This is a genomic window from Streptomyces sp. NPDC057271, from assembly GCF_042668715.1.
Lineage (GTDB): Bacteria > Actinomycetota > Actinomycetes > Streptomycetales > Streptomycetaceae > Streptomyces.
In genome coordinates, this window is the sequence record NZ_JBHUYJ010000001.1 from 125,071 (window position 1) to 150,586 (window position 25,516).

Here is a 25,516-nt window from a genome sequence, read left to right on the forward strand (position 1 = left end):
ATCGGAGGATGGGCGTCGTCCTGCCGGTCCTCTTCGCGTTCTGCGCCGCGTTCAGCAACGCGCTCGCCACGGTGCTCCAGCGCCGTGCCGCGCTCACCGTCCGTCAGACCGACTCGTTCCGGCCCGGTCTGATCCTCGATCTGCTGAAGCGGCCGCTCTGGCTCGCCGGCATCCTCGCGGTGATCGTCGCCGGTGTCGGACAGGCGGCGGCCCTGGCGACGGGCCCGCTGTCCCTCGTGCAACCGCTCTTCGTCCTGGAGCTGCCGCTCGCGCTGCTGATCGCCTCGCTGATGTCACGGGAGCGGCTGCCGTCGGCGCTGTGGCTGGCGGTGGCCGCGGTGGTGGCGGGCCTCGGAGTGGCGCTCATGGCGGCCTCGCCCGACGGCAACCGTACGCACGTGCCCCTCGACCGCTGGGTTCCGGCCCTCGTGGTGTGCGCCGCCGCCGTGGTCGCCCTGACCGTGGCCGGCCTGCGCAGACCGCCCGGCCGAGCCCGCGCCGGGTGTCTCGGGGCCGCCACCGCGATCTGCTACGCGCTCACCGCGGGCCTGATGAAGACCTCCATGCACATCCTGGACGAGGACGGCCTGACCGGCTTCCTGACGGCCTGGCAGACGTACGCCTTCTGCGTCGCCGGGATCGCGGCCCTCCTGTTGCTCGAACACGCCATGCAGGGCGGACCGCTGGTCGCCTCCCAGCCCGCGCTGACCCTGGGTGACGCCACGGTGAGCCTGATGCTGGGCATCCTCATCTACGAGGAGGACGTACGCACGGGATGGTGGCTGGCTCCGGAGCTGCTGGGGGTCGGTCTGATCGTCTTCGGCGTCTTCGCCCTCGCGCGGGCCGGGGTGTCGGGATGAGCCACGCGTCCGCTCCGCCCCGGAGCGGCTCCCGTCGCGACCGCCACTTCGGCTATGTGGCGGCGGCCGTGGTCTTCGCCATCGGAATGGCCGGCACGACGCTGCCCACGCCGCTCTACGGGCTGTACCGCGAGGAACTCGGCTTCTCCGAACTGATGGTGACGGTGATCTTCGCCAGCTACGCCGTGGGCGTCATCGCCACCCTCCTGCTCGTCGGCAACCACTCCGACGCGGTGGGGCGTCGCCCCGTGCTGTGGACCGCGCTGGGGCTGGCGGCGGCGAGCGCGGTCTGCTTCCTCTTCGAGGACGGGCTGCCGTACCTGTTCGCCGGACGGCTCCTGTCCGGCTTCTCGGCCGGGCTGCTGAGCGGGGCGGGGACGGTCACCGTCCTGGAACTGGCCCGGCCGGACCGGAAGTCCCGCGCGGGGTTCGCCGCGACCGCCGCGAACATGGGCGGTCTCGGCTGCGGACCGCTGATCTCCGGCATCCTCGCGCAGTACGCCCCGAGGCCGCTGGAGCTGCCGTTCCTGGCTCATCTGGCCATGGTCGCCGTGGGCTGCCTCATCGTGCTCCTCCTGCCGGAGACGGTCGCGGAGCCACGGCTGCGGACCCGGCCGAAGCCGCAGGGCCTGTACGTACCGGCCGAGGTGCGGAGCGTCTTCGCACCCTCGGCGCTCGCCGCCTTCGCCGGATTCTCGCTCCTCGGCCTCTTCACGGCGGTGGCGCCGAGCTTCGTCTCGCAGACGCTCGGGATCACCAACCTGGCCGTCTCGGGCCTCGTGGTCTTCTCGGTCTTCCTCGCCTCGACCGTGGGGCAGTCGTGGACGTCCCGGATGTCCGTCCGCGTCGCCCTGCCCCTCGGCTGTCTGGTGCTGGTGGCCGGTCTCCTCCTCGTCGGCGCGTCCCTCTGGGTGGAGGCGCTGCCGCTCCTGGAGGCCGGAGCCGTCTGCGGAGGGATCGGCCAGGGACTCGCCTTCCGGGCCGGACTGATCGCCGTCGGCGAGGCGGCCCCGCCGGCGCACCGGGCGGCGACGGTCTCCTCGTTCTTCGTCGTCGCCTACGCGGGCATCTCCCTGCCGGTCGTCGGCGTCGGCGCGCTGACCGAGTGGGTGGGCCTCGACACCGCCGGACTGGTCTTCACCGGCTGCGGGACGCTCCTCGCCACGGCCACCGGCCTCCACCTGGCCCGCGCCCTGCGCCACGTGGAGTCCTGACCCGGTCCGACCCGGGGGACGACCGGGTCAGCTCAGCTGCCGGCGGACCAGCTCGTGGAAGAGGCCGGTCGTGTCCGCCAGCAGCTCCGCGGGCGATCCCCGCTGGACGATCCGGCCGTCCGCCATCGCGATGACCCGGTCGGCGTCCATGATCGTGGACAGCCGGTGGGCGATCACGACCCGCGTCGCGTTCAGCGCGCGCGTCGACTCGATGACCACCCGCTGGGCCTCGTTGTCGAGCGCGCTCGTCGCCTCGTCGAAGAAGAGGATCCGGGGTCGGCGGATCAGGGCCTGGGCGATCATCAGCCGCTGGCGCTGCCCGCCCGAGATCGTGCCGCCCCCGTCGGACAGCATCGTGTGCATCCCCATCGGCATGGCCTTGATGTCCTCGGCCAGACCCGCCATCGCCGCGGCCGCCCACACATCCTCCAGAGGGAACGTCTCCGCGCCGCAGATGCAGTCGAGGATCGAGCCGGAGAACGGCTGGGCGTTCTGCAGCACGACACCGCACTGACGGCGCACGGCCGCCTGGTCGAGTGCCGCCAGGTCCTGGCCGTCGTAACGGACATTGCCGGAGGTCGGTGAGTCGAAGCCGATGAGCAGCCGCAGGAGCGTCGACTTGCCGCAGCCGCTGGCGCCGACGACCGCCACGAACTCGCCGGGCCGCACCTGGAAGCCGACACCGTCGAGGACCAGCGGGCCGTCGTCGGAGTAGCGGAAGGACAGGTTCTCCGCCTCGATCGCCCCGCTCAGCTCGCCCGGCTGGGCGCTGGAGCCACGGACCTCGGGCGTCTCCCGGAGCACCGGTCCGACCTGCTCGAACATCGGCTGCACGGCGGCGGCCGAGAGCAGCGCGCCGGTCAGCTGGGTGACCGACGACAGCAGCATCGTCACCGCCGTACTGAAGGTGAGGAACTCACTCGCGGACAGCGACCCCCGGGCCGGACCGGCGAGCAGCATGAACATCACGAGCGTGCACAGGGGCAGACAGACCGCCCCGAGCACGGTGAGGACGTTCTTGATCCGCCCGACGCGCTGCTGCAGCTCACGGGTCCGGGCGAACTCGCCCGCCCACGCGGCGTACGCGAAGCTCTCGGCGGCCGCCACACGCAGTTTCGACAGCCCGCGCAGGGTCTGGAACGCCTGGTTGTTCAGCTTGTTGCCGAGCCGGATCAGCTGCCGCTGGTACCGCAGTTGCCACAGCCCGAGGCCCAGGAACGCCGCCGCGACGACCAGCAGCATCGCGAGCGCCGCGAGGGCCAGCGGCACGCTGTAGACCAGCAGCAGGACCAGGTTCACCGTGCCGACGGTGCCCGCCTGGACGACGACCGGTCCGATGCCGGACACCACCCTGCGGATGGCGCTGATACCCATGGCCGCACTGGCCAGCTCACCGGTGGAGCGGCCCGTGAAGAACCGCGTCGGCAGCCGGAGCAGCCGGTCCCAGACCGCGGGCTGGAGGGTCGCCTCGACCCGGCCCTCCATCCGCAGGATGGAGATGTTCTGCAGGAGCATGAAGGCGGCCGAGACGACGCTCGTGGCGACGACCGCCAGCGCCGTCTGCACGATGAGACCGTTCTCCGCCCGGGGCACGTACTCGCCCAGCACCTTGCCCGTGGCGATGGGCACCAGGGCCCCCAGGCCGACCGCGACGAGCCCGCTCAGCAGCAGGGTCCGCAGCTCCGCGCGGGTGCCGAGCAGGCTGAACCGCAGCAGCGCCGGCAGGCTCGACGGCCGGTCGGGCAGCGGGCGGTAGAGCATCACGGCGCGCGGTTCGAAGGCCGCCGCGTTGGCCCTGCCGACGCGCTCGCGCTCGCCCGTGGCGGGATCGACGGCCTCGTACCGGCCACGCCGCCACAGCAGCGCGACCGGGCTCGCGTCCTTTTCGCGCCGCCCCACCAGCGGCCCGCTGTTCTCCCGCCACCAGCGGCCGCCGAGCCGTACGACACGCGTACGGATCCGGGAGGCGAGCGCGACCCGTTCGACGGGGTCGAGGCGTCCGGGCAGGCCCAGCGCCGCGGCCGGACCGGCCAGCGTGATCCGCGCCTCGTCGGCCACCAGACGGCACACGGCGTACGTCGTGTCGTCGCCCGCCCGCCCGTGCGAGCCCCGGCCGGCGACGCCCGAACCACCCGAACCGGACCGGCCGATGGAGGCGAGCAGAGCCTGGTCCGCCTCGGTCCTGGCGGCCCGGCCCGCCTCGATCCCGGCCGCCGTACGGTCCTCGTGGGCGCGCTCCAGCTGCTCGATCCAGCTGTCCAGGGCGTACGACAGCCGGAACTGCTGGTCGACCATGCCCTGCCACATCGTCGGGTCGACGAGGAGAGTGCCGGCGGAGTCGTCGCCGTACCCCTCGTACGCCGCTCCGTACCTGACGCTGCCGGGGGCGATCCGCATCCAGAGCACGTCGTCGTCCGCGCCGCCGGCGTCGTTGCCCGGGCGGCCGCCCAGCGGCGCCTGGTACAGCACGCGCAGACCACGGCCGATACCGAGGGAGAAGGCGTGCTCGAGAGGGCTGAGCCGCGGCTCGGCCGAGCCGTACGGATCCGGGTCGGCGTACCACTGTCCGTCGTACCACTGCCCGTCGGCGCACGACAGTTCGCGCAGTTCCACCCGACGCAGCAGGCACCCCTCCAACGGCCTGCCGATCAGGGTGTGTTCGGGCCCCTCGACGGGTCCGAGCAGCAGCGCGCCCGCCTCCAGCCGGCCCAGGAAGTGCCAGGGGCCGAGCTGTGCGGCGTCGACGGCGAACAGGTCCATGGCGCCCTCGACGACGAGCCACACCACGTGCGGGCCTTCGAGGGAGACGCTGCGCGCACCGGAACAGTCGACCGCCGTGCCGAGGCCGCCGAGGGCCGTGACGACGGGGTCCGCGACCACTGCGGGGTGCGTCGGCTGGTGCGGGAACGTCACCTCAGTGCTCCCTGACCAGTTCGGCGTACGCGCCGCCGGCGGCGACCAGATGCGCGTGCCGGCCGCGCTCCACGACCGTGCCCCGGTCGAGGACCACGATCTCGTCGCTGTCGCGGACCGTGCTCAGCCGGTGGGCGATGACCACGCAGGCGCAGCCGCGGCGCCGCAGGTTGTCGATGACGACCTGCTCGGTCGCCGCGTCCAGGGCGCTGGTCACCTCGTCGAGGACCATGACGGTGGGCCGGCGCACCAGCGCCCGGGCGATCTCGAGACGTTGGCGCTGGCCGCCGGAGAAGTTGCGGCCGTCCTGCTCGACGCGGCTGTGGATGCCGCCGGGGCGACGTGCGACCACGTCGTACACGGCGGCGTCCTCCAGGGCGGCGACGACGGCCTCGTCGGGGACGGAGGGGTCCCACAGGGCGATGTTGTCGCGGACGGTGCCCTCGAAGAGGAAGACGTCCTGGTCGACGAAGGAGACGGACGCGGCCAGGGCGCCGCGCGGGATGTCCTCCAGACGCATCCCGTCGATCCGGATGGCGCCCTCCCAGGGGGTGCAGAGGCCCGAGATCAGCCGGGAGACGGTCGACTTGCCGCTGCCGGAGCCGCCGACCAGCGCGACCTGCTGCCCGGGACCCACCGTGAGCGAGAAGTCCCTCAGGAGCGGAGCGTCCAGCGGGCTGTAGCCGAAGGTGACGGCGTCCAGCTCGACGTGGCCCGTGAGACGGCGGGTGCGGCCCGGCGGCTCGCGCCGCGTGTAGACCGGGTCGACGGGAAAGTTCTCGACGTCCTTGAGGCGGGCGACGTCGGCGGCGAAGTCCTGGATCCTTCCCGCCACGCCGTTGAGACGGGTGATCGGCGCGGTGAAGCTGGTCACCAGGGCCTGGAAGGCGACGAGCAGCCCGACGGAGAGATGCCCCTCCACCGCCCGCAGACCGCCGATCATCAGGATCAGCGCGCTGTTGAGGGCCGCCAGGGTGGGCGCGACGACCGCCAGCCAGGCGCTGGGCACGCCCAGCCTCTGCTGGACGTCGAGCGTGGTGGCGTGCTGCCCGGCCCAGCGGCGGAAGAAGCCGTTCTCGCCGCCGGTCGCCTTCATCGTCTCGATGAGCTGAAGACCGCTGTACGAGGTGTTGGTCAGCCGGGCGCTCTCGGCGCGCAGCTTCTGTGTGTCGGTGGCCCGCAGCCGGATCACGATCCGCATGGCCAGCACGTTCAGCAGCGCGATCAGTACGCCGACGACGGTGAGTTGCGGGTCGTACGTCCAGAGGAGCACCGCGTACAGGAGCACCACGACGGCGTCCACGCCCGCGGCTGCCAGGTCGCGGGCGAGGGTCTCGGCGACCGCGTCGTTGGACTGCAGGCGCTGGACCAGGTCGGCCGGGTTGCGCTGGGCGTAGAACGTGAGGGGAAGTCTGAGCAGATGCCTCAGGAAGCGGGCGCTGCCCAGCGTGGAGGCGATGACGCGTCCGCGGAGCAGGTTGGCCTGCTGCAGGGCGGTGAGTGTCGCGGTGAGGACGAGGGCGGTCGCCATCGCCGCGAAGAGCACGCTCAGCAGCGACGTCTGGTTCCCGATCAGGAACATGTCGATGTACGTACGGCTCAGGGCGGGCACCCAGGCGCCGACGACGACGAGCAGCAGGCTGGAGATCACCGCGGCGGCCATGGTGCCGGACGTGCCGCGCAGCCGGGCGGGCAGGGCGCCCATGACGCCCGGCCTGCGGCCGCCCCGGCGGAAGCCGGGCCCGGGCTCGAAGGTGAGCACGATCCCGGTGAAGCTCGTGTCGAACTCGTCCATGAGGACGAACCGGCGTCCCTTGCCCGGGTCGTTGATGTACACGCCCCTGCGGCCGAAGCGGCGCCCCATGCCGTCGTAGACGACGTAGTGGTTGAACTCCCAGAACAGGACGGCCGGGGCGGCCACGTCGGCGAGGGCGGCCAGGTCCATCTGCATGCCCTTGGCCTGGAGGCCGTAACCACGTGCCGCCTTCAGGAGGTTGCTCGCCCGCGAGCCGTCGCGGGAGACGCCGCAGGCGATGCGCAGCTCTTCGAGCGCCACATGACGGCCGTAGTGGCCGAGTACCATCGCCAGGGCGGCGGCGCCGCACTCGACCGCCTCCATCTGGAGCACGGTGGGCGTGCGGACGGTACGGGGCCGGCGGCCCTTGGGCGCGGGGCCGCGCCGGCGCCGGGCGGGTGGGAGCCGGCGCGCCGAGGCCCGGGAACGGGAGCGGCTCCGCTCGCGCGTGGACTCCGGCGGCGCGGTCACGGCAGCAGCCAGTCGACGGGGCGCTGCGCGGAGAGACGGACGGCGCCCGTGACGGGCGTACCGGAGTCGATCGGGTGCGGAGGGCCGTCCGTCGAGGACCAGGCGTAGCCCGAGGCCGTCGAGGAGGAGCGGTCGAGGCGCACGACCACCGCGACCGGGTTTCCCTGCCGGGAGAACTGCGCGGCGAGCCCGCTGTCGCCGAGGAAGGCGCCGATCTGCTCCCGTGTCTGTGGAGTGCGGCTGACGGCCTCGACGCGGCCGCGCAGGACGCCGTAGCGGTCGCGGGGGACGGACTGGACGCCGAGGTCGACCCGCGCGCCCACCTGGATCGTCGAGGCGCCGTCGCCGGGGAGGTACAGCACGGCCACCAGCGGGTCCTGCGGATCGGTCACGCGCTCCACCGTCGCCACGTCCGCTCCGGTCGTGACGACGGCGCCCATCCGGGCGAAGAGGGTGGTCACCCGGCCGCCCGCCACCGCGCGCACGGGCCGGTCGCCGTTGTCCGTACGGACGGTCAGCACCGGCGTGCCGGGGGAGACGGACCGGCCCTCCTCGACGAGGACGTCGGTCACCTGCCCGGCGACGGGACTCTGCAGCAGGTAGCTGCCCTCGGCGTGGGTGAGGACACCGGGCGCGCTCAGTCCGGCCGCCACCGTGCCGGTGAGGGCCCAGTAGCCCGCGACGGCGATCACGACGACGGTGACGGCCAGCACGAGGCGCCCCTGCGGGCGCGCGAACCGTACCGGCACATCGAGTTCTTCGGGTGATTGCAGCTTGGAAAGCGCCTTCTGGCGGAACTGCACGGACTGTTCCCTCGACTGCATTCGAAACGTTCGGACAGGGGGAGTCCGTGAACCCCGGAACCGGTGAGGGTTCCGGGGTTCACGGGCGGTATTCGGCTCAGAGACCCGCGAGACCGGTGATGCCGGCGGTGTTCACCGAGACGCCGGTGATGCCCTGGGCCAGGCCGGGGACGCCGGTGGCCAGGCTCTCGACGCCCTGGACCGTCTGGAGGGAACCGACGGTGCCGAGCAGGCCCGTGACGTCGCTGGTCACGGCGCCGGCGAGGCCACCGGAGACGGCGACGAGACCGCCGGACACGGCGTCCAGCTCGGCGTCGGAGATCTCTACCGTCTCAAGGTCGTGACGCATGATGCGCACCCTTCATGTGTTGGGGGGAATCCGTTTCTGCGGCCGCAGGGGGCCGATCAAAGCATGCGAACGGGTTACCGGACCAATTCAGTTGACGCTTCGTCGCGGACGTTTGTGTACCTGAGGCGACGTCCGTGACCCCATATTCACGGAATGCCGACACCTTCTTCGCAGGAACGAGTAACAGATTCCGGAGCCCCGGAACGCGGGGGGAATGTAACGGACAGAAAGGTGTCACCCGGACGGCTTCCGTCATCTCCCGGTCGAGGAGTCGTGAAGAGGGCCGCCCCCAACACGCGTGCGATGTGCAGGTTCTCGGCAGGCGCGCGGGCGGGGACCGGCTGCACAATGCGGGGTGTGAACGATGACGATCCGTATCTGTGGCTGGAAGACGTCGAGGGTGAGGCCGCGCTGGCGTGGGTGGCCGAACGGAACGCGGAGACGGCGGCCGAACTGGCCGCCGACGACGGCTTCGCCTCCCTCAAGCAGCGCCTGCGGGACGCGCTGGACGCCTCGGACCGCATTCCGTACACCACCCGGCGCGGCGCGTTCCTCTACAACTACTGGCGGGACGCCGAGCAGGTGCGGGGAGTGTGGCGGCGCACGACGCTGGAGCGCTACCGCAAGGACGAGCCCGAATGGGAGGTCCTCCTCGACCTGGACGCGCTCGCCGAGGCGGAGGGCGTCGAGTGGGTGTGGGCGGGCGCGCGGGTGCGCCGGCCCGAGGACGACCTGGCGCTGGTGTGTCTCTCGCGCGACGGCGGCGACGCCGTGGAGGTCCGCGAGTTCGACCTCGCCACCCGGTCGTTCGTCGCCGGAGGGTTCGAGGTGCCGGAGGCGAAGACGCGGATCGGGTGGATCGACGCCGACACCGTCTTCGTCGGCACCGACCTCGGCCCGGGCTCGCTGACCGACGCCGGCTATCCGCGCACGGTACGCCGGTGGCGCCGGGGCACGCCGCTGGAGAAGGCGGCCGTCGTCTTCGAGGCCGAGTCCTCGGACGTGTCGGCCTGGGGACTGCGCGACACGACGCCCGGCTTCGAGCGCGACTTCGTCGGCCGCGCCAGGGACTTCTACCGCGGTGAGACCTATCTCCTGACCCCCGACGAAGGACTCGTGAAGATCGACGTCCCCGAGGACGCCGAGGCCTACGCCCATCGCCGGTACCTGATCGTCACCCTGAGGTCCGCATGGCTGGGGCAACCGGCGGGCTCGCTGCTGGCCTTCGGCTTCGACGCCTTCCTGGCGGGCGACCGTACGCCGGAGGTGCTCTTCACCCCCGACGAGCGGACCGCTCTCGCCGGGCACTCCTGGACCCGGCACCATCTGCTCCTGGAGACCATGCACGACGTCAGTACCCGCATCGAGATCCTCACCCCGACCGCAGGGGTAGGCGGATGGTCGCGCGAGGCGCTCACCGACGTCCCGCGGCTGTCCGCCGTCACCGTCGTGGACACCGACCCGGACGTCTCCGACGAGTACTTCCTCGACGTCTCGGGTTTCCTGCAGCCCTCCACCCTCTACCGGGGGCGGATCGGCGCCGAGACCGAGGTCCTCAAGCAGGCCCCGGAGCGCTTCGACACGGCCGGCCTGGAGGTGGAACAGTTCTTCGCGACCTCCTTGGACGGCACCCGTGTGCCGTACTTCGTGATCGGCCCCGACCGCGTCCGCACCGGCCCGGGCCCGACGCTGCTCTACGGCTACGGCGGATTCGAGGTCTCCCTCACCCCCTCCTACGGCGCCGTACGGGGACGGGCCTGGCTGGAGCGCGGTGGCACGTACGTGATCGCGAACATCCGTGGCGGCGGGGAGTACGGACCGGACTGGCACCGGGCCGCGCTGGGGGCCGCCCGGCCGCGGGCCTTCGAGGACTTCGCGGCCGTCGCCGGGGATCTCGTCGCGCGGGGCATCACCACCCCCGCCATGCTCGGCGCCGCCGGCGGCAGCAACGGCGGCCTGCTCATGGGCGCGATGCTCACCCGGCACCCGGAACTCTTCGGCGCGATCGTCGCCCAGGTGCCGCTGCTCGACATGATCCGCTTCCACCGGCTTCTCGCGGGCGCGTCCTGGATCGCCGAGTACGGCGACCCGGACGACGAGGCGGATCGCCCCCATCTCCGCGCTCTCTCCCCTTACCACCGGCTCGCCGCCGACCGCGTCTACCCGCCGGTCCTGCTGATGACCTCCACCCGGGACGACCGAGTCCACCCGGGGCACGCCCGGAAGACCGCCGCCCGACTGCGTGAACTCGGGCACCGGGTCCTGCTCCACGAGAACACCGGCGGGGGCCACGCGGGCGCCAGTGACAATGAACAGTCCGCCCACAACAACGCCCTGATGTACGCCTTCCTCTGGCAGCACCTCTCACCTGGTGAAGAACCGGCACACATTCTGTGACGCATTCGCGCCAGAACGGCCAGGATTCGTCGTCGACTCACCGTAAAACTCGCCTATCAGCGCCCATCCACCGCTCTGACCAGGGAAAACCCCGGCAGGGCGGTGAGGGCTGAATCGAGCCTTCATGGATTCCCGGGCGCGGGGTAGGGTCGAGCCCGTTCGCACACCCGTGCCCCAGGTCGAGAGCGGGATATATACCACCGACTTCGCAGTGGCGGGTGCGCTTACGTGGAATTCCGATAGGGAGAGGGAAATCGGGGCACACTCGGACCCCATGTGCGAAGACCGACCGAAAGACGTTCGAGGCGAGGCAAACCGATGGATGGTCCGACCACCATGTCGGCCGACGGCGCGAACCCCGGCGGAAACAGCCGGGACGGGGGCTGGTTCGGTCGAGGCCCGGGTGGCACCCCGGGCGGTCCGGCACCCACCCCCCAGGCACCGCCCACCGGGCCCGCGCCGGCCGCCAGGCCCTCGGCGCCCCCGGCGCCCGTAGCCCCCGCCCCGTCGGTGCCGCCCGCACCCGGCGCGCCGTCCGCACCGGAGCAGCGGACCGCACCCTCCACGCCGTTCCAGCCGTTCGCATCCTCCCCCGCCGCGGCGCCCACTCCGCCCACGGCCTCCGGGCCGACCGCCGCGCCCACACCTCACACAGAGCCCGCAGGCGCGGAACAGCGCGCCGCGGACCCCGAGGACACGTCCGACGCCGCCCTGCTGCGCCGTACCCTCGCCGAGATCGAGCCGATCGCCGACAAGGTCACCTCGCACTTCTACGCCCTGCTCTTCCTGAAGCACCCGGACCTGCGCGCCCTGTTCCCCGCCGCGATGGACACCCAGCGGGACCGGCTCTTCACCGCACTGCTCACCGCCGCGACCCATGTGCACGACGCCGACACCCTGACCGCGTACCTCTCCCGGCTCGGCCGCGGGCACCGGAAGTACGGCACGCTTCCCGAGCACTATCCGGCGGTCGGCGAGTGCCTCCTCGGCGCACTCTCCCGGTACGCCCGGGAGAGCTGGGGGCCGAAGACCGAAGCCGCCTGGGTGGGCGCCTACACCGCGATCTCCCAGATCATGATCGACGCGGCGGCCGAGGACGAACTCCGCGCCCCCGCCTGGTGGCAGGCGGAGGTGGTCGCCCATGAGATGCGCACCCGGGACATCGCCGTCGTGACGGTCCGGCCCGACCAGCCGTACCCCTTCCTCGCCGGCCAGTACACGTCGCTGGAGACGCCCTGGTGGCCGCGCGTCTGGCGGCACTACTCCTTCGCCTCCGCGCCCCGCTCCGACGGACTGCTCTCCTTCCACGTCAAGGCCGTGCCGGCGGGGTGGGTCTCCCACGCCCTCGTGCACCGGGCCCGGCCGGGCCACGTGATCCGGCTCGGCGCGCCCGCGGGATCCATGACCGTCGACCACACCACGGACAGCGGGCTGCTCTGCCTCGGCGGCGGCACCGGCATCGCCCCCATCAAGGCCCTGGTCGAGGATGTCGCCCAGCACGGCAGTCGCCGTTCCGTACAGGTCTTCTACGGTGCCCGCCGCGACCACGACCTGTACGACATCGACACGATGCTCCGGTTGCAGCAGTCGCACCCCTGGCTCTCCGTCCGTCCCGTCGTCGACGACGGACCCAGCGGCGAGCTGTGCGGCCAACTGCCCGACGCCGTCTGTCAGTACGGACCGTGGCACACCTACGACGCCTATCTCTCCGGCCCGCCCGGCATGATCCGTCGCGGCGTCGACACCCTGGTCGGCATCGGCATACCGACCCACCGCATACGGCACGACTCCATCGAGGAACTGGTCGGGGCAAGGAATTGAGCACTTTCGAACACACCGGCTACCGGCAGCCGCGGGTGCGCGCCATCCGCCCGGGGAGCGACGGCGAGCATCTCGTCCAGCAGCGCATGGGCACCACCGAGCGAGCCGACAGGTTCTACGCCGACCAGGTCCTCGAACGCCTCAACACCCGCATGCGGGAGTTCGTGGCGCGCCAGGAGATGTTCTTCCTGGCGACCGCCGACCGGCACGGCGAGTGCGACAACACCTTCCGGGCCGGCCCGCCCGGCTTCCTCCACGTCGTGGACGACCGGACCCTCGCGTACCCGGAGTACCGGGGCAACGGGGTGCAGGCCAGCCTCGGCAACATCGAGGAGAACCCCCACGTCGGCATCCTCATGATGGACTTCGTCCGGGACCGCATCGGGCTTCACGTGAACGGCCGGGCCCGGGTCGTGTCGGACGACGCCATGCGCCGCGCCCACGAGGGTCTCCCGTACGACTCGGTGCCGGGCCGCCGGGCCCAGGTGTGGGTCGAGGTCGCCGTGGAGGAGGCGTACATCCACTGCGCCAAGCACATCCCCCATCTGCAGAAGGTGCCCCGGGACGGGCACGGACGCGCCTGGGGGACGGACGACGTGAAGCGCAAGGGCGGCGACTTCTTCGGCGCCGCGGCCGGATCACCGGAGCGTGGTCCGTTCCTGCCCCCGCCGCGCGCGGACGCCGCGACCTGGCGGGCGGAGGCGGAGAGGGTCCTGGAACAGGCCGAGCAGCGCCGGATCGCCGACGAGGAGCACGTCTTCTCGGGCTGGTTCGACAGGAACGTGACCGCCTGACGGGGCGGTCCCGTTCCGCGCGTCGCGCTCCGTACACCCCATTCGGACTCCACCCCGCCCGCGTACACGGGGCGGAGGCGGCCGGGCGGCTTACGGTGGGCCGATGCGACCTGTTCCTTGGTGGGCTCTGGTGTCGTCGGGGTGCGCCCCTGTCCTGCTGACCGGCGGCTGGATGCTCGCGGCCCGGCTGGAGGGACCGGCCTACGATCCCGTCACCCAGAACATCAGCGTGCTGGCGGCCTATGGCGCCAGGGGCTTCTGGGTGATGACCGGGGCACTGCTCGCGCTGGGCGTCTGCCACCTGATCACCGCCTGGGGGCTCCGGCCGGCCGCACGCACCGGACGGCTGACCCTGGCGGCCGGCGGTGTCGCGGCCTTCGTGGTGACGATGCTCCCGGCGCCCAGCAGCGGCGGTTCCCTGGAGCACAGTTCGGTCGCCGTCATCGGCTTCGTCCTGCTCGCGGTGTGGCCGGTCCTGGCCGCCGTCCGGACCGGGGACGCGCCCTGGGGACTGCGGCTCGCGCCCTCGATCGCGGCGACCGCCCTGATGGGCGTCGCCGCGGCCTGGTACCTGATCGAGACGGAGCGTCAGGGCGCCCCCGGTGTCGCCGAACGGCTGGTGACCTGCATGCAGTCGGTGTGGCCCTTCATCGTCGTGGCCTCCTGCGTCGCCTACCGGGGCCTGAGCGGCGGACGGGCGACGGTGGAGGCACGGAGCGAGGACGACCGCTCCCTGCCCGACTGAACGGCCCCGCCCCGGAACGCCTACGGAACCGGACCGCTGAGAAGCCGGTGTTCACATCACTGAATCCGGCGACGGTCCGAACCTTGAGTGGGGTTCCGCCACCACCGTGTCCCGGATCGTCGTCCGGGAGGCGGCAGGCTCGCTCGAAGCCCCGTCGACGCCCCGCCGCGGCTCACCCACCCGGCGGGGCGTCCCAGGCCTTCGTCAGCCCCTCCAGCCAGACGGGAGGGAGCTCCACCCGGTCCCACTCCTCCCGCAGTGCCTCGGGCGCCGAGACGAGACGCTCCAGCACGGCGACGCTGCTGGGGGAATGGAGGAGGGAGTAGCGCCCGTGGATGGAGACGTCGCTGCCGGGCCCGTACTCCGCGTACAACCGGTTCAGCCGCTCGCTCCAGGAGTCGGCGAAGGCGTCCAGGTGCCCGGCGTACCCGGCCCGTTCCGCTGTGCTCATCGTGCCGAGGACGGCGACGAGGACGTCCTCCGACACCTCGGGGTCGAGGTCGGAGACGTGGCTGAACGCGAGGTAGAGCGGGGTCACGGCCACCTTCGCCCGCTCCACGTCCACCCCTGCGACCGGGGGGTGGACGTGCGCCGTGTCCGTCGGTCCCTCGGCGGCGCCCGGCTCGTCGGAGCCGAGCGCCCGCCGCAGGGCGCGCTCGGTACTGCGGAGGAGCGCCTCGTCGACGGCCCGGGCGCCGTCGAGCCACCCGAGGCGGAACCGCTCTCCCCGATCCTCGGGAGCGTGTGCCACGACCCGGGTGACCTCACCGTGGGCCTCCGCGAGGGCACCGGCCTCCACGAGGGCGATCAGCCGCCCCGTCTCGTCCTCGGGTACGCCCGTGCGGGCGAGGAGTCCGAGGAGGGTCGTCCTCGCGTTCCTGACGTCGGCCGCGTTCGGAAGGGCGGCCGTGGGGACGACTGTCGCTCCGGGCGACTGCGGCTGTTCCGAGTTCATGGTCACCATGCTGCCTGACAGCAGTCACGCGCCGGCTCCTGATCGTCGGAGTCGGCGTGTGAAGCTGTGGTGGCTCAGCGGATCGCGGTCTCGGCCGAGCGCGGTGTCAGCTGAGCGTCATCGGCGTACCCGGCGCGAGTTCGGCCGCGACGCGCTCGGCGACGACCTCGGCCGTGTTGCCCGCGGGCGTGTTCGCGGTCTTGGTCGTGGAGACCGCGATGACGAGACGCTCCGAGGGCAGATAGGCCTGGATCGCGGCGTAACCGGAGAACGGCGGGTTCTGGATCAGCCAGGTGTTGGCCACGATGACGCCGAGCCCGAAGTGCCGTGCCGCGGTCTGCGGCAGACAGACCGTGGCGGGGCACGTGGCGGTCCCGCCGCCCAGGCCGACCGTGCCCGGTTCGACGAAGGTGCGGTACGCGCGGGGCGAGAGCAGCTCGCCGGAGCCGATGGCCTCGCGGAACGGGCCAGGTCGCAGATGTCGGTGGTGATGACCGCGCCGGGCGCCGTGGTCCACGAGGGGGTTCCAGAAGGTGGACTCCTCGTAGAGACCGCGGTCGGAGGTGAAGGCGTGCAGGACCGGCTCGGGGATGTCCGGGGTGAAGTTGTTCTGTGTGTTGCGCAGCCCGAGGGGGCGCCAGATCCGCTCCTCCAGAAGCCGGTCGATCCGGGTTCCGGTGATCTTCTCCAGCGCGATGCTCAGGAGCGGGTAGTTGGCGTGCGAGTAGCTCCAGCTGGTACCCGGCTCGTACCAGAACGAGTGGCTGAAGGGGTACGCGAGGAGCTGCTGCGGGGTCCAGTGGCGAAACGGGTGGGGCCCCAGTTCGGCGGCGAAGTCCGGGTCGGTGACGTAGTCGTGCAGGCCGCTGGTGTTGGAGGCCAGCATCCGCAGGGTGATCTGGTCCGCCTTCGGTACGAAGGGCAGCCAGCGCTCCACGGTGTCGTCCAGGCGGACCTTCCGCTCCTCCACCAGCTGGAGGAGGGCCGTGCCGATGTGGGCGAAGGCCACGGAGCCGGCGCGGAAGTGCATGTCCGGCCGGGCCGGTACGCCGGTCATGGACTCGCCGAGCGCGTCGGTGACGACCTCGCGTCCGCCGACGGTGACCCGCAGCTCCACGGAGTTCAGCTCGAGGTCGTCCTTGGCCCTGCGGGCGATGTCCAGGACCTCGCGGCCCTGCCCGTCGAGGGGGCGTGCGGTCCTCACACAGTCCCGCCCGCCGGGGCCGCCCGGGGCCTTCGGCGAGCGCGGGTGCGACAGCGGTGGCCTGGACCGTCACGGCGAGGAGGGCGGCCCAGAGCAGGGCCACCCTGCGGCCCCGGGGCCGAGCTCCCCGCCCTTGGGCGCGGAGCTCGGCGGACCGCGGCGGGTCTACCAGATCGCCTCGACCCATTCGGGGTGGTCGATGAACGGGTTGCGGTTGCCCTGGTAGGTGCCGAAGATGATGTCGTTGCGGCGCTCCTCGAAGGCGCTCGGCGGGTCCTGCTCGTTCCACTGCTTCAGGACCGAGAGCCGGCCGTGCAGGGGCACGCTGCCGTTGGACGTCGACTCGTTCGGCTCCAGGTCGGCCCAGGCGTCGTCGCCCTCGTAGCGGACGGCCATGTAGAGGATCATGCGGGCCACGTCGCCCTTGTCCGCGTTGCGCGGCTCGAAGGAGTTGGAGTCGGTGTAGCTGCCGGGCGCGCCGCTCACCGCGCTGCCGCCGTTGTCGAAGTCCTTGTTGCCGCGGATGCTGTTGACCTGGACGTCCGCCGCGCGCAGGTGGTGGAGGTCGGTGCCGGGTCCGGCCGAAGTACCGAAACCACCGTGGGACTTGGCCCAGACGTGCTCGCGGTTCCAGTCGCCCACGTCGCCGCCGTTGAGGCTCTTGCTGCGCGAGGTGCCGCTGTACAGCAGGATCACGTTGGCGCTGTTGTTCGGGTCCTGGTCCGTGACCTTGAGCGCGTTCCAGACCGCGTCGTACGAGATCCTGCTCTGGCTGCCGATGATCGTGTGCAGCGAGGACTTCAGGCTCGTACCGGTCTTGCCGATCGCGTTCTTGTAGTACGTGCTGTCGTACGCCGTGGTGGTGGCGCTCGCCGGGGTCGCGGCGACCGTCGGGAGGGTGAGACCGATGAGGGCCGCGGATATGGTCGCGGCCACTGCCTTCCATCTGCCGGTGGGCACAAAGGACATGGGGGGACCTTTCGGGGGATGGGGACACGCCTGGCGTGGGGCGTCCGGCTCAACAGCGCGGTGATCTACGCGTGTTGACCGTCTGCCAGCGGGAGCGTGCCACGAGGCGGTGGCCGAATGTGTAACCCGGAGAAGGCTTTTCCATGACGTTCTCGCATACGGCCGGCCCCCGCGTGGACCGGCACCTGCGAAGATCACACTCGAACGGTGATCGGTATCGTGATGCCTCCGGGCTCCCGCACGGGGAGACAGCGGTGCCGACCGCCCCCGGCGCGAGGACGGATGGTGTGCGGTGGAGGGATCCATGGGCGGGTCAGATTCGGTCGGCGTTCCCCCCGCTCCGGCCGTCTGCGTCATCGGCGCGGGCCTGTCGGGGCTGGCGACCGCACACGCGCTCTCGCTCAGGGGCATCGACTTCGTCTGTCTGGAGAAGGCGCCCGAGGTCGGCGGGATCTGGCGTCAGCCGGGAGCGGGTGAGCGGGGGCCCGGCTACCGCTCCCTGCATTTGAACACCGCCAAGCAGCTGACCGGATACAGCGACTTCCCGATGCCGGCCGAACTGCCCCTGTACCCGGGGCACGCCGAGGTCGCCGCCTACCTGCGGGCGTTCGCCGAGTGGGCCGGGCTGCTGCCGCGCGTCGAGACGCGGACCGAGGTGCTCTCCGTACGACAGGACGGCGGGGGAGACGGCCGGGGAGAGGGCGGTGCCGGTTCCTGGACCGTCACCAGCAGGGATGAGCGGGGCGCGGTGACGCAGCGGCGCTTCACGCACGTGGTCGTCGCCTCCGGTCACAACACGGTGGCGGCGCCGCCGAATCCGCTTCCGCCGGGCGCCGATTCGTTCACCGGAAGGATTCTGCACTCCCTCGACTTCCATGACGGCGCCGACTTCTCCGGGCAGCGCGTCGTCGTCGTGGGGATGGGGGCTTCGGGGGTGGACATCGCGTCGGACCTCTCCCGCCACGCGGCGCGGACCGTGCTCTCCGTCCGACGGGGGCTGCACGTCGTCCCCAAGCAGCTCTTCGGCATGTCCGTGGACCTCATCGCCGACGCGCCGTGGTGGCAGGACATGCCCTTCACCGAGCAGCGGAGCTTCGTCGAGCAGGCGCTGTTCGTGGCACGCGGGAACCTCTCGGACTACGGTCTCCCCGAGCCCGACCACGCGATCTTCTCCTCCGCCGTGACCATCTCCGACGAGATACTCAGCCGGATCCGGCACGGCGGTGTGATCCCCAGACCCGCGATCGACTCCGTCGACGGCGGGCGGGTGACCTTCACCGACGGAAGCGTGGAGGAGGCCGACGCGATCGTCTACTGCACCGGATTCCGGATGGACTTCCCCTTCCTGCCCGCCGGTTGTCCCACCGGTGAGGGGCAAGGGGCGGTCCGGCTGTACCGGCGCGTGGTCGCGCCCGAGCGGACCGGCCTGTACTTCGTCGGTCTGATCCGCCCCGTCGGCTCGATCACGCGCCTTGTGGAGGCCCAGGCGCGATGGGTGGCGGGAATCGTCGACGGTGACGCCACCCTGCCGTCCGCGGACCTCATGCACGAGGAGATCGACGGCTATCTGAAGGGCGTCGAGGCGCGGTACGGACGGACCGAGGGCGGCGCCTCTGTCCAGGTGGACGTCGGACCCTACCTGCGGGAGCTGCGCGAGCTGCAGGAGGCGTGACGCCCGTCCGCCGGCGCGCGGTCAGTGAACGGCTTCGGCCGCGCGCGGAAGGGGCGCGTCGGCCGGAGGCCTGACGCGGTACGCCTCCGAGGAGATGTAGGCGGTCACCCGGGCCGGCTTCCCCCGCTGATGGGCCAGGGCCAGATAGGCGATCAGCCCCACGCCGTCCTCGGGCCGTCGTCCGGTGACGGCGCTCAGAGCCCGGAGGAGAGGTGCGGGGTCCATGCCCTGGCGCCGCAGCAGGGTCACCGCTCGGTCCAGGGCCTCCCCGTCGTGCCGGGCGTAGTCCCGGACGGGGATGTGCAGGGTGAACCCGCTGGGCCGGTCCGCCCCGGGTTCGGTGAAGGAGTGGCAGGTCAGTCCCGGCCGCCGGTCCAGCGGTACGTCGAGGGCGTCCAGCCCGCCGAGCCCGTCCAGGGCCCCGAGGCCGTCGGCGTCGAGGCCGGCATCCGAGCCCGGGCCCATGGCGGTGTCGAGCCCCGCGGCCGTGCGGAAGAAGCGCGAGACGGCCGCCCGTCCCGGGCCGCCGGCCATCCGGGAGAGGCCGGCCGCCTCACGGGCCGACAGGTCGTCGTGCACGAGGTAGACCTTCGCGCGGGGTTCGTTCCAGTCACCCAGGTCCAGGGCGAGGAACAGATGACGGTCGCTCGGGGGGAGCGCCCAGAACGCCTCGTCGTGACCGAGCCGGCGCAGGGCCTCCCGTACCGTCTCGGCGGAACGTTCCTGCCCGGAGGCCGCCGGGTTCAGATAGACCTTCACCTTGGGCACGCCGCCGGGGAGCAGCTCCAGCGCGCACCAGAGCGCCAACGGCCCCTCGGGGTCCGGAGGGAAGAACAGGTCCTCCAGCTCGTCGAGCCGCGCGGTGTCGAAGCCCCAGCGCCGCCCCATCGCGCGAACGGCCCTCAGACCGATGCGCCCGTTCTCCGCCAGATCCGCCGCTTCGCACCCCGGCTCGAGGAGGACCCGCAGGGTCGCCCCCGAGCCGGCGGTGAAGGTGAGCGAGAACTCCACCGGCGTGTGGTCGTCGGAGAGGAAGGATTCGTACGGCGGCGGCAGGTCGAGCGGGCGCTCGGCCACCGGCCCCAGGACCGTGAGCAGCGTCCGCGCGTACTCCGCGGCGTCGGAACCGCTCAACCCGGCGGCCTCACAGAGCCGCAGGGTCTGTCTCGCCGTATGGCCCCCGAGCGTCTCCCTCGGTGGGGGAGCCCAAGAAGATACCCGCCCGGAGGGGCGGGTATCGAGGGGGCCGAACTCGGCGGGATGACGCATGACATCCGGGTCGGTGGATATGTGCTCCACGACACCTCCTCAGCCTCACGAGCACGCTTGAACAACGCGGTGCTCACTACCCCCCAGGGCCGACGTTCATGCCGCGCCGGACACTCCGGCGGGAGTTGCCTTGATCACTTCGCCAGCCAGGTCAGGAACTGGCTCCACATTCCTCCGCGCTTGCGGCCCCCCGGCTCGGCCGAGGCGTCCGCCGCGGGCCGTTGCTGCGGGGCGTCGGCCGCACGGCGTACGGCCTCGGTCGGCGTGAACCGGACGGGCAGCGTGGTGAGACCCCGGTTGAAGGGGCCCGGGCGCCAGACGAGGCTCTCCTCCGGCACGGCGAGATCGACGTCGGGAAGCTGGTTGAGCAGCTTCTCGATGGCCGTGACGGTGATCTGCCGCGCGGGCTCCTTCGACGGGCAGGCGTGCGGGCCCGCGCTCCACGCCAGGTGGGAGCGGTTGCTGCCGGACTCGCGTGCGGCGGTCAGGTTCGGCCCGGTGTTGGCGGCCGCGAAACTGACCAGCATGAGGTCGCCCGCCTGGACCTTCGTCCCGGCGAACTCCATGTCGGTGGCCGGGTAGTGAGGAGCGTAGTTGGGCATCGGCGGGTTGTCCCACAGGGTGTCGTCGAGGGCCTCGTCGATCAGGCCCCCGCCGTCGGCGTAGCGGTCGTGGGTGAGCAGCCGGTGCATCGTGTTGCCGATCAGATTGCCCAGGGGATCGGTCCCCGCGCCCAGGAGCAGGGCGACCTGGTGGATCATCTCCTCGTCGGTCAGGCGTGCCTGATGCTGCAGCAGCCAGGTGGTGACGTCCTCACCCGGCTTGGCCCGCTTCAGTGCCACCAGTTCGCCGACGGCGCCGAACAGCACCTCCACGGCCCGCTCGGCGTTGACGCCGTCGAACATGCCGGTGATACCGAACAGCACACGGTCGCCGATGTCGGCGGGGCAGCCGAAGAGTTCGTTGAACACGAAGAGCGGCAGCTGCCGCGCGTAGTCACCGAGCAGGTCGGCGGAGCCCCGTGCGGCGAACCGCGAGACCAGGTACTCGGAGACCTGTTCCGTGGTCCGGCTCAGCTTGCGCGCGTCGACGCGGGCCATGCTGTCCGTGACCGCCTGGCGCAGCCGCAGGTGTTCGGCGCCGTCGCTGAACATGCAGTTGGGTCGGTACGCGAGGACGGGCACGACCGGGTTGTCCGGGCTGATGAGCCCCTCGTTGAGCTGTCGCCAGCGGCGCGCGTCCTTGCGGAAGGACCCCGAGTCCTGGAGCAGCTGCAGGGCGGTCGCGTAGTCCGTGACGAGGGTGGCCTCCACGCCGGGAGCGAGCTCCACGGGCGCGGTCGGCCCGAAGTGGCGCAGATAGGCGTAGTACGCCTGCGGATCGGCCTGGAACTCCGGCCCGTACAGCGGTACCCGGCCGCCGTCGGCGTGCGCGGGGCACCCGGGCGGGGGTACGGGTGCGGTGGAACGAGCGTCCATGATTTCTCTCTGCTTCTAGTGAGCGCGGTCCAGCAAATAGCGGACGAGGGTGATCAGCGCGTCCGCGGACGACTTCTCGTCGCGCGCGTCGCAGGTGACGACCGGGGTGTCGTCGAGCAGGTCCAACGCCTCGCGCAGCGCCCGCTCCTCGCGATCCTGCGCGCCGGCGAAGTGGTTGACGGCGATCGCGTAGTCGAGGCCGTACTGCTCGATCAGGTCGATCACGGCGAAGGAGTCCGCGAGCCGTTCGGGGTCGACGAGCACCAGGGCTCCGAGCGCGCCGCGGGCCATGTCCTCCCACATCTGCACGAAACGCTGCTGACCGGGCGTCCCGAACAGGTACAGCACCACGCGTTCGCTGATGGTCAGCCGTCCGAAGTCCATGGCCACCGTGGTGGTGGTCTTGCTCCGGACTCCCTTGAGGTCGTCGTACGACTCCCCGGCGCGGGTCATCGTCTCCTCGGTGGTCAGCGGAGGGATCTCCGAGATCGCACCGATGAAGGTGGTCTTGCCCACGGCGAAGTGACCGACGACGAGGATCTTCACGGCGGTCTGCGTCGCGCCGCCGCGCACATAGGCCTGCTCATCCAAACTTGGCGCGGAGCCCATTCAGTACCTCCTCGAGAATGTCTCGGTCCGCGAGCGCGGCACGCTGCACGGGTGGGCGGGTGACGAGGTAGCCGCCTTCGTCGAGGGCGGAGAGCAGGATCCTCACCACACCGATGGGCAGCCGCGTGTGGCCCGCGACCTCGGCGACCGAGAGATAGCCGGCGGTGCACAGGTCCAGCAGGCTCTGCTCCTCGGGAGAGAGCCGGGTCGGGCGCCGCTGCTGCCCCTCCTCGGCCGCGGTGACCAGGGTGACCAGCGACAGCTGTGCCTCGTCCGGCAGGCCGCGGCCCTTGGTGATCACGTACGGGCGAACTAACTCCGCCGCCTCGGGGCCCAGTTCGTCGAAGCCGCTCATGAGCGGACGCCGAGGTTCTCGCGCGGCGGTGTCGTCAGGGCCTTGCCCAGCTGGCCGACGAGCTGCTGCATCCGGAACGTGATGTCCTGCATGTCGACGTCCGGCGAGGCCGAGACGCCGAGGTACGCGCCCTCCCCGGCGGAGATCAGGAAGACCCAGCCGCCGTCGAACTCGACCAGCGTCTGGCGCCACTGCAGGCGACCCTCCTGGACGAAGAACCCGAGCGAGCGGCTGAGCGACTGCATGCCGCTCATCGCGGCGGCGACCGTGTCCGCGTTGTCCTTTCCGAAGTCCCTCGTCCGGGCCATCAGCAGACCGTCGGCGGAGACCAGGACCGCGTGCAGCGCCCCCGGTATCTCCAAGGCACTGTCAAGCATCCATGACAGGTCGTCGTTCACGAGATCTCAGGCCCTTCGCTGCTCGCATCACGTGTGCTGATCGTCTGATCCGCCGCGTCCGGGCGCGTGGCCCGACCGGACTGGGTGCCCCGTTGGAAGGCCCCCATGATCGCCGCGGTCTCCGCGCCGGAACGGGTGGCGGCGGGTGCGGGCGCCGGGCTGCCGCTCACGATGGCCATGGGCCGCTTGCGGCGGCGCCGTGGCAGACCGTCGTCGGTGGTGGACGCGGTGACCGCGGGCGTCGGTCCGCTCGGGTCGGTCACGGCGACGGCGGGGACGGAAGGCGCCGGGGCCTTCTTCTCGGGCATGCCGGTGAGCATCTCGTGCGGCAGGAGGAGGACGGCACGGACACCTCCGTACGGGGAACTGGAGTCCACGGACACCTCGAATCCGAAGCGCTCACAGAGCACGCCGATGACGGCGAAACCGAACTGCGGCGGGCTGCCGAGTCCGGAGACACCGGAGACCCGCTCGCTCGTCAGGAGTTTCGCGGCACGGGCCCGCTCCTCGTCGTTCATACCGACACCGGCATCGTCGACGACGATGCAAATACCCTTGGGTACGGTACGGATATTGATTTCGACGACGGTATCGGGGCTCGAATAACTGGTGGCGTTGTCGAGCAGCTCGGCGAGAGCGAGCGCCACCGGTTCGACGGCCCGGCTGGTGATACCGAAGTCGACCTGCGACAGGATCTCGACCCGGCGGTAGTGCCGGATCCTTCCCTGGGCGCTTCGGACCACGTCGTACACCGACGCGACCTCACGCTGCCGCCCCAGCCAGCCGTCACAGAGGACGGCGATGGACTGAGCGCGCCGGCCGAACTGGGAGTTGGTGTGGTCGATCTCCAGAAGGTCATGGAGAATGACGGAATCGCCGTACTTGTTCTGCAGGCCCGAGATGACCAACTGCTGCTCGGCGGCGAGGCCCTGGAGCGTCCGCATGGCGGACTTGAGGACCGTCTTCGTCGAGTCCTGGGCCCGCTCCTTCTCGTGCTCGACGGACTTCGAGTAGCTGTTCTCCAACTCGGCGTAGTGGGCCTTGAGCTCTGTGGTCTCCTGTCGTAAAGTCCGTATCGCTTTGCGTTGGCGAACGATTACGGCCACAGCGCCGAGCGTGGCGATCAGGAGGACCCAGAGTGCTGGGTTCTGTGCGTAAGACGTCATAAGGCTCTCTTCAGGCGACTGACGGCCAGTTACTGAATTCCGTCAATACGGGTGGACCGGCGGACCGTCCGTACCGGGGTGCTTGCCCGGATGGTCGCCGTGGTCGGAGATGTTCGTTTTGCATCCATCCACCGCTCCGCAAGCGTCGTGATCTTATCACCGGGCGCGAACAGGTGACCGATCGTCAATATGGGGACGACTGCGGCCCATTGCCCTCAATCCCCGCCCGACCCCTGTGTGAGATCGGCCGCTCACAGCGATTCGGCTCGCCGAGCCCCCTCACAGCCAACCGGAACGCTGCGCCTGCAAAGCCAACTGAAAGCGGTTCGCGGCTCCCAGACGTGCCATCAGGACCTCCAGCCGACGGAACAGGGTGCGGCGGCTGATACCCAACTCCCGTGCGATGACGTCGTCGGTCGCGCCGCCCGCGAGGAGCCACAACAGGCGGCGGTCGCCGGGAGGCAGACCGCCCGGGCGGGTCGTGTGGCCGTGGAACGGAAGGGCGTTCGTCCAGGACTGCTCGAACAGGGCCACGAGAGCGGAGAGCAGCCCGCTCGGCTGCACCACCAGCAGCGTGTTGACCACGTCCGCCTCCTTGATCGAGAGCGACACGAGGGCGTACGCGTCGTCGATGATCAGGAGCTTGACCGGCACCGAGGGCAGCACCCTGGCCTGTTCGCCGGCCTCGACGCACGGTTCGATGGCCTCCTTCAGACGGCCGGGGTACGCCAGCGACTCCCGCGCGTACACGACCCGTTGCGTCACACCACGGGCGAGCGTGGCCAGAGCGTCCTCCGTCGCGCCGGAGTGCGGGAAGTACGGGGGCGACTCGAGCTGGCGGATCCGTTCGCGGGCGCTCGACCACGCCAGGCGCATCCTCGGGCCGACGGCGTCCCCGGTGACGACCTCGACGAGGTGGTCGTCGTACGCGGCGAGCCGCCGCCGCCGGAACGACTCGAACGCGCCGCCGACGGCGATCCGCGACTCCTCCAGCTCGGCCGCCCGGTGCCGCGCGAGGATCTCCAGACCCGAGGCCGGCGACACCGGAGCCACCACGTCCGCGACCCCCTCCGCGGCGCTGGCCAGCCCCGCGTCGGCGAGTTCGCCGTACGCCGCGGCCAGCTCCGCGCCGCCCAGGCCCACCGCGGCGCCGATCGCGCTCAGCGGAGCGGGTGCCTGTTCGAGCAGCGCCAGATAGACCCGGCAGGCGGCCTCGTCGACGCCCAGGAGCCGGAGGGCCTCGCCGAGTCTCGTGTTCGTCATGGATCGCATTATCGAC

Annotated in this window: 21 protein-coding genes; 7 read left to right on the forward strand and 14 right to left on the reverse strand. The window is 71.4% G+C overall.

Features of this window, described 5'->3' with window-relative positions:
• Positions 1-8: 8 nt before the first annotated feature.
• Both ACFUJR_RS00590 and ACFUJR_RS00595 read left to right on the forward strand, forming a co-directional pair.
• Positions 9-860: a DMT family transporter gene (locus tag ACFUJR_RS00590; protein WP_383165697.1), complete on the forward strand. Its 852-nt coding sequence runs from the start codon at positions 9-11 to the stop codon at positions 858-860.
• Positions 857-2,074, forward strand: coding sequence for an MFS transporter (locus ACFUJR_RS00595; protein ID WP_383165694.1), 1,218 nt, complete (start codon positions 857-859; stop codon positions 2,072-2,074). Before ACFUJR_RS00590 ends, ACFUJR_RS00595 begins: the two co-directional genes overlap by 4 nt.
• Before the next feature lie 27 nt (positions 2,075-2,101).
• Here ACFUJR_RS00595 and ACFUJR_RS00600 read toward each other — a convergent pair whose 3' ends face one another.
• From ACFUJR_RS00600 to ACFUJR_RS00615, 4 genes are all read right to left on the reverse strand, one after another.
• On the reverse strand, positions 2,102-4,987 hold the full coding sequence (locus tag ACFUJR_RS00600) for an NHLP bacteriocin export ABC transporter permease/ATPase subunit (RefSeq protein ID WP_383165691.1): 2,886 nt from the start codon (positions 4,985-4,987) through the stop codon (positions 2,102-2,104).
• A gap of 1 nt (position 4,988) precedes the next feature.
• Positions 4,989-7,253, reverse strand: coding sequence for an NHLP family bacteriocin export ABC transporter peptidase/permease/ATPase subunit (locus tag ACFUJR_RS00605; RefSeq protein ID WP_383165689.1), 2,265 nt, complete (start codon positions 7,251-7,253; stop codon positions 4,989-4,991).
• A complete protein-coding gene (locus ACFUJR_RS00610) occupies positions 7,250-8,056 on the reverse strand; it encodes an HlyD family efflux transporter periplasmic adaptor subunit (RefSeq protein ID WP_383165686.1) in 807 nt (268 codons plus the stop codon). The genes ACFUJR_RS00605 and ACFUJR_RS00610 overlap by 4 nt, the downstream gene beginning before the upstream one ends.
• 97 nt (positions 8,057-8,153) lie before the next feature.
• Entirely contained in the window at positions 8,154-8,405 is a 252-nt protein-coding gene (locus ACFUJR_RS00615; protein ID WP_352188919.1) for a hypothetical protein, read from the reverse strand.
• Between the two features lie 348 nt (positions 8,406-8,753).
• On the opposite strand from ACFUJR_RS00615, the gene ACFUJR_RS00620 reads away from it, so the two are divergent.
• From ACFUJR_RS00620 to ACFUJR_RS00635, 4 genes are all read left to right on the forward strand, one after another.
• Complete coding sequence (locus ACFUJR_RS00620) at positions 8,754-10,802, forward strand: prolyl oligopeptidase family protein (RefSeq protein ID WP_383165683.1); 2,049 nt, start codon at positions 8,754-8,756, stop codon at positions 10,800-10,802.
• 318 nt (positions 10,803-11,120) lie between these two features.
• Positions 11,121-12,623, forward strand: coding sequence for a globin domain-containing protein (locus ACFUJR_RS00625; protein WP_383165681.1), 1,503 nt, complete (start codon positions 11,121-11,123; stop codon positions 12,621-12,623).
• The gene (locus ACFUJR_RS00630; protein WP_383165678.1) at positions 12,620-13,417 is read left to right on the forward strand and encodes a pyridoxamine 5'-phosphate oxidase family protein; all 798 of its coding nucleotides are present in this window, start codon (positions 12,620-12,622) and stop codon (positions 13,415-13,417) included. Before ACFUJR_RS00625 ends, ACFUJR_RS00630 begins: the two co-directional genes overlap by 4 nt.
• Before the next feature lie 103 nt (positions 13,418-13,520).
• Positions 13,521-14,162: a DUF998 domain-containing protein gene (locus ACFUJR_RS00635; RefSeq protein ID WP_383165675.1), complete on the forward strand. Its 642-nt coding sequence runs from the start codon at positions 13,521-13,523 to the stop codon at positions 14,160-14,162.
• A 172-nt stretch (positions 14,163-14,334) separates the two neighbouring features.
• Here the strand turns inward: ACFUJR_RS00635 and ACFUJR_RS00640 are convergent, their stop codons facing one another.
• The 3 genes from ACFUJR_RS00640 to ACFUJR_RS00650 form a co-directional block, all read right to left on the reverse strand.
• Positions 14,335-15,117 carry a hypothetical protein gene (locus tag ACFUJR_RS00640; protein ID WP_383165672.1) on the reverse strand — a complete coding sequence of 261 codons (783 nt, stop codon included), beginning with the start codon at positions 15,115-15,117 and terminating at the stop codon, positions 14,335-14,337.
• A gap of 106 nt (positions 15,118-15,223) precedes the next feature.
• The gene (locus tag ACFUJR_RS00645; RefSeq protein WP_383165669.1) at positions 15,224-16,321 is read right to left on the reverse strand and encodes a serine hydrolase domain-containing protein; all 1,098 of its coding nucleotides are present in this window, start codon (positions 16,319-16,321) and stop codon (positions 15,224-15,226) included.
• Between the two features lie 165 nt (positions 16,322-16,486).
• Entirely contained in the window at positions 16,487-17,290 is an 804-nt protein-coding gene (locus tag ACFUJR_RS00650) for an endonuclease I family protein (RefSeq protein ID WP_383165666.1), read from the reverse strand.
• A gap of 304 nt (positions 17,291-17,594) precedes the next feature.
• On the opposite strand from ACFUJR_RS00650, the gene ACFUJR_RS00655 reads away from it, so the two are divergent.
• Positions 17,595-18,962, forward strand: coding sequence for a flavin-containing monooxygenase (locus tag ACFUJR_RS00655; protein ID WP_383165664.1), 1,368 nt, complete (start codon positions 17,595-17,597; stop codon positions 18,960-18,962).
• A 21-nt stretch (positions 18,963-18,983) separates the two neighbouring features.
• Here the strand turns inward: ACFUJR_RS00655 and ACFUJR_RS00660 are convergent, their stop codons facing one another.
• From ACFUJR_RS00660 to ACFUJR_RS00690, 7 genes are all read right to left on the reverse strand, one after another.
• Positions 18,984-20,096, reverse strand: coding sequence for a tryptophan dimethylallyltransferase family protein (locus ACFUJR_RS00660; RefSeq protein ID WP_383165661.1), 1,113 nt, complete (start codon positions 20,094-20,096; stop codon positions 18,984-18,986).
• A gap of 269 nt (positions 20,097-20,365) precedes the next feature.
• A complete protein-coding gene (locus tag ACFUJR_RS00665) occupies positions 20,366-21,709 on the reverse strand; it encodes a cytochrome P450 (RefSeq protein ID WP_383165658.1) in 1,344 nt (447 codons plus the stop codon).
• Between the two features lie 15 nt (positions 21,710-21,724).
• The gene (locus ACFUJR_RS00670; protein ID WP_383165655.1) at positions 21,725-22,318 is read right to left on the reverse strand and encodes an ATP/GTP-binding protein; all 594 of its coding nucleotides are present in this window, start codon (positions 22,316-22,318) and stop codon (positions 21,725-21,727) included.
• Positions 22,293-22,673: a DUF742 domain-containing protein gene (locus ACFUJR_RS00675; RefSeq protein ID WP_383165652.1), complete on the reverse strand. Its 381-nt coding sequence runs from the start codon at positions 22,671-22,673 to the stop codon at positions 22,293-22,295. The genes ACFUJR_RS00670 and ACFUJR_RS00675 overlap by 26 nt, the downstream gene beginning before the upstream one ends.
• Positions 22,670-23,071, reverse strand: a complete 402-nt coding sequence (locus tag ACFUJR_RS00680; RefSeq protein WP_352188906.1) for a roadblock/LC7 domain-containing protein — start codon at positions 23,069-23,071, stop codon at positions 22,670-22,672. The genes ACFUJR_RS00675 and ACFUJR_RS00680 overlap by 4 nt, the downstream gene beginning before the upstream one ends.
• Complete coding sequence (locus ACFUJR_RS00685; RefSeq protein ID WP_383165649.1) at positions 23,068-24,237, reverse strand: ATP-binding protein; 1,170 nt, start codon at positions 24,235-24,237, stop codon at positions 23,068-23,070. The genes ACFUJR_RS00680 and ACFUJR_RS00685 overlap by 4 nt, the downstream gene beginning before the upstream one ends.
• Before the next feature lie 279 nt (positions 24,238-24,516).
• On the reverse strand, positions 24,517-25,500 hold the full coding sequence (locus tag ACFUJR_RS00690) for a LuxR family transcriptional regulator (RefSeq protein WP_383165646.1): 984 nt from the start codon (positions 25,498-25,500) through the stop codon (positions 24,517-24,519).
• Positions 25,501-25,516: the final 16 nt, after the last annotated feature.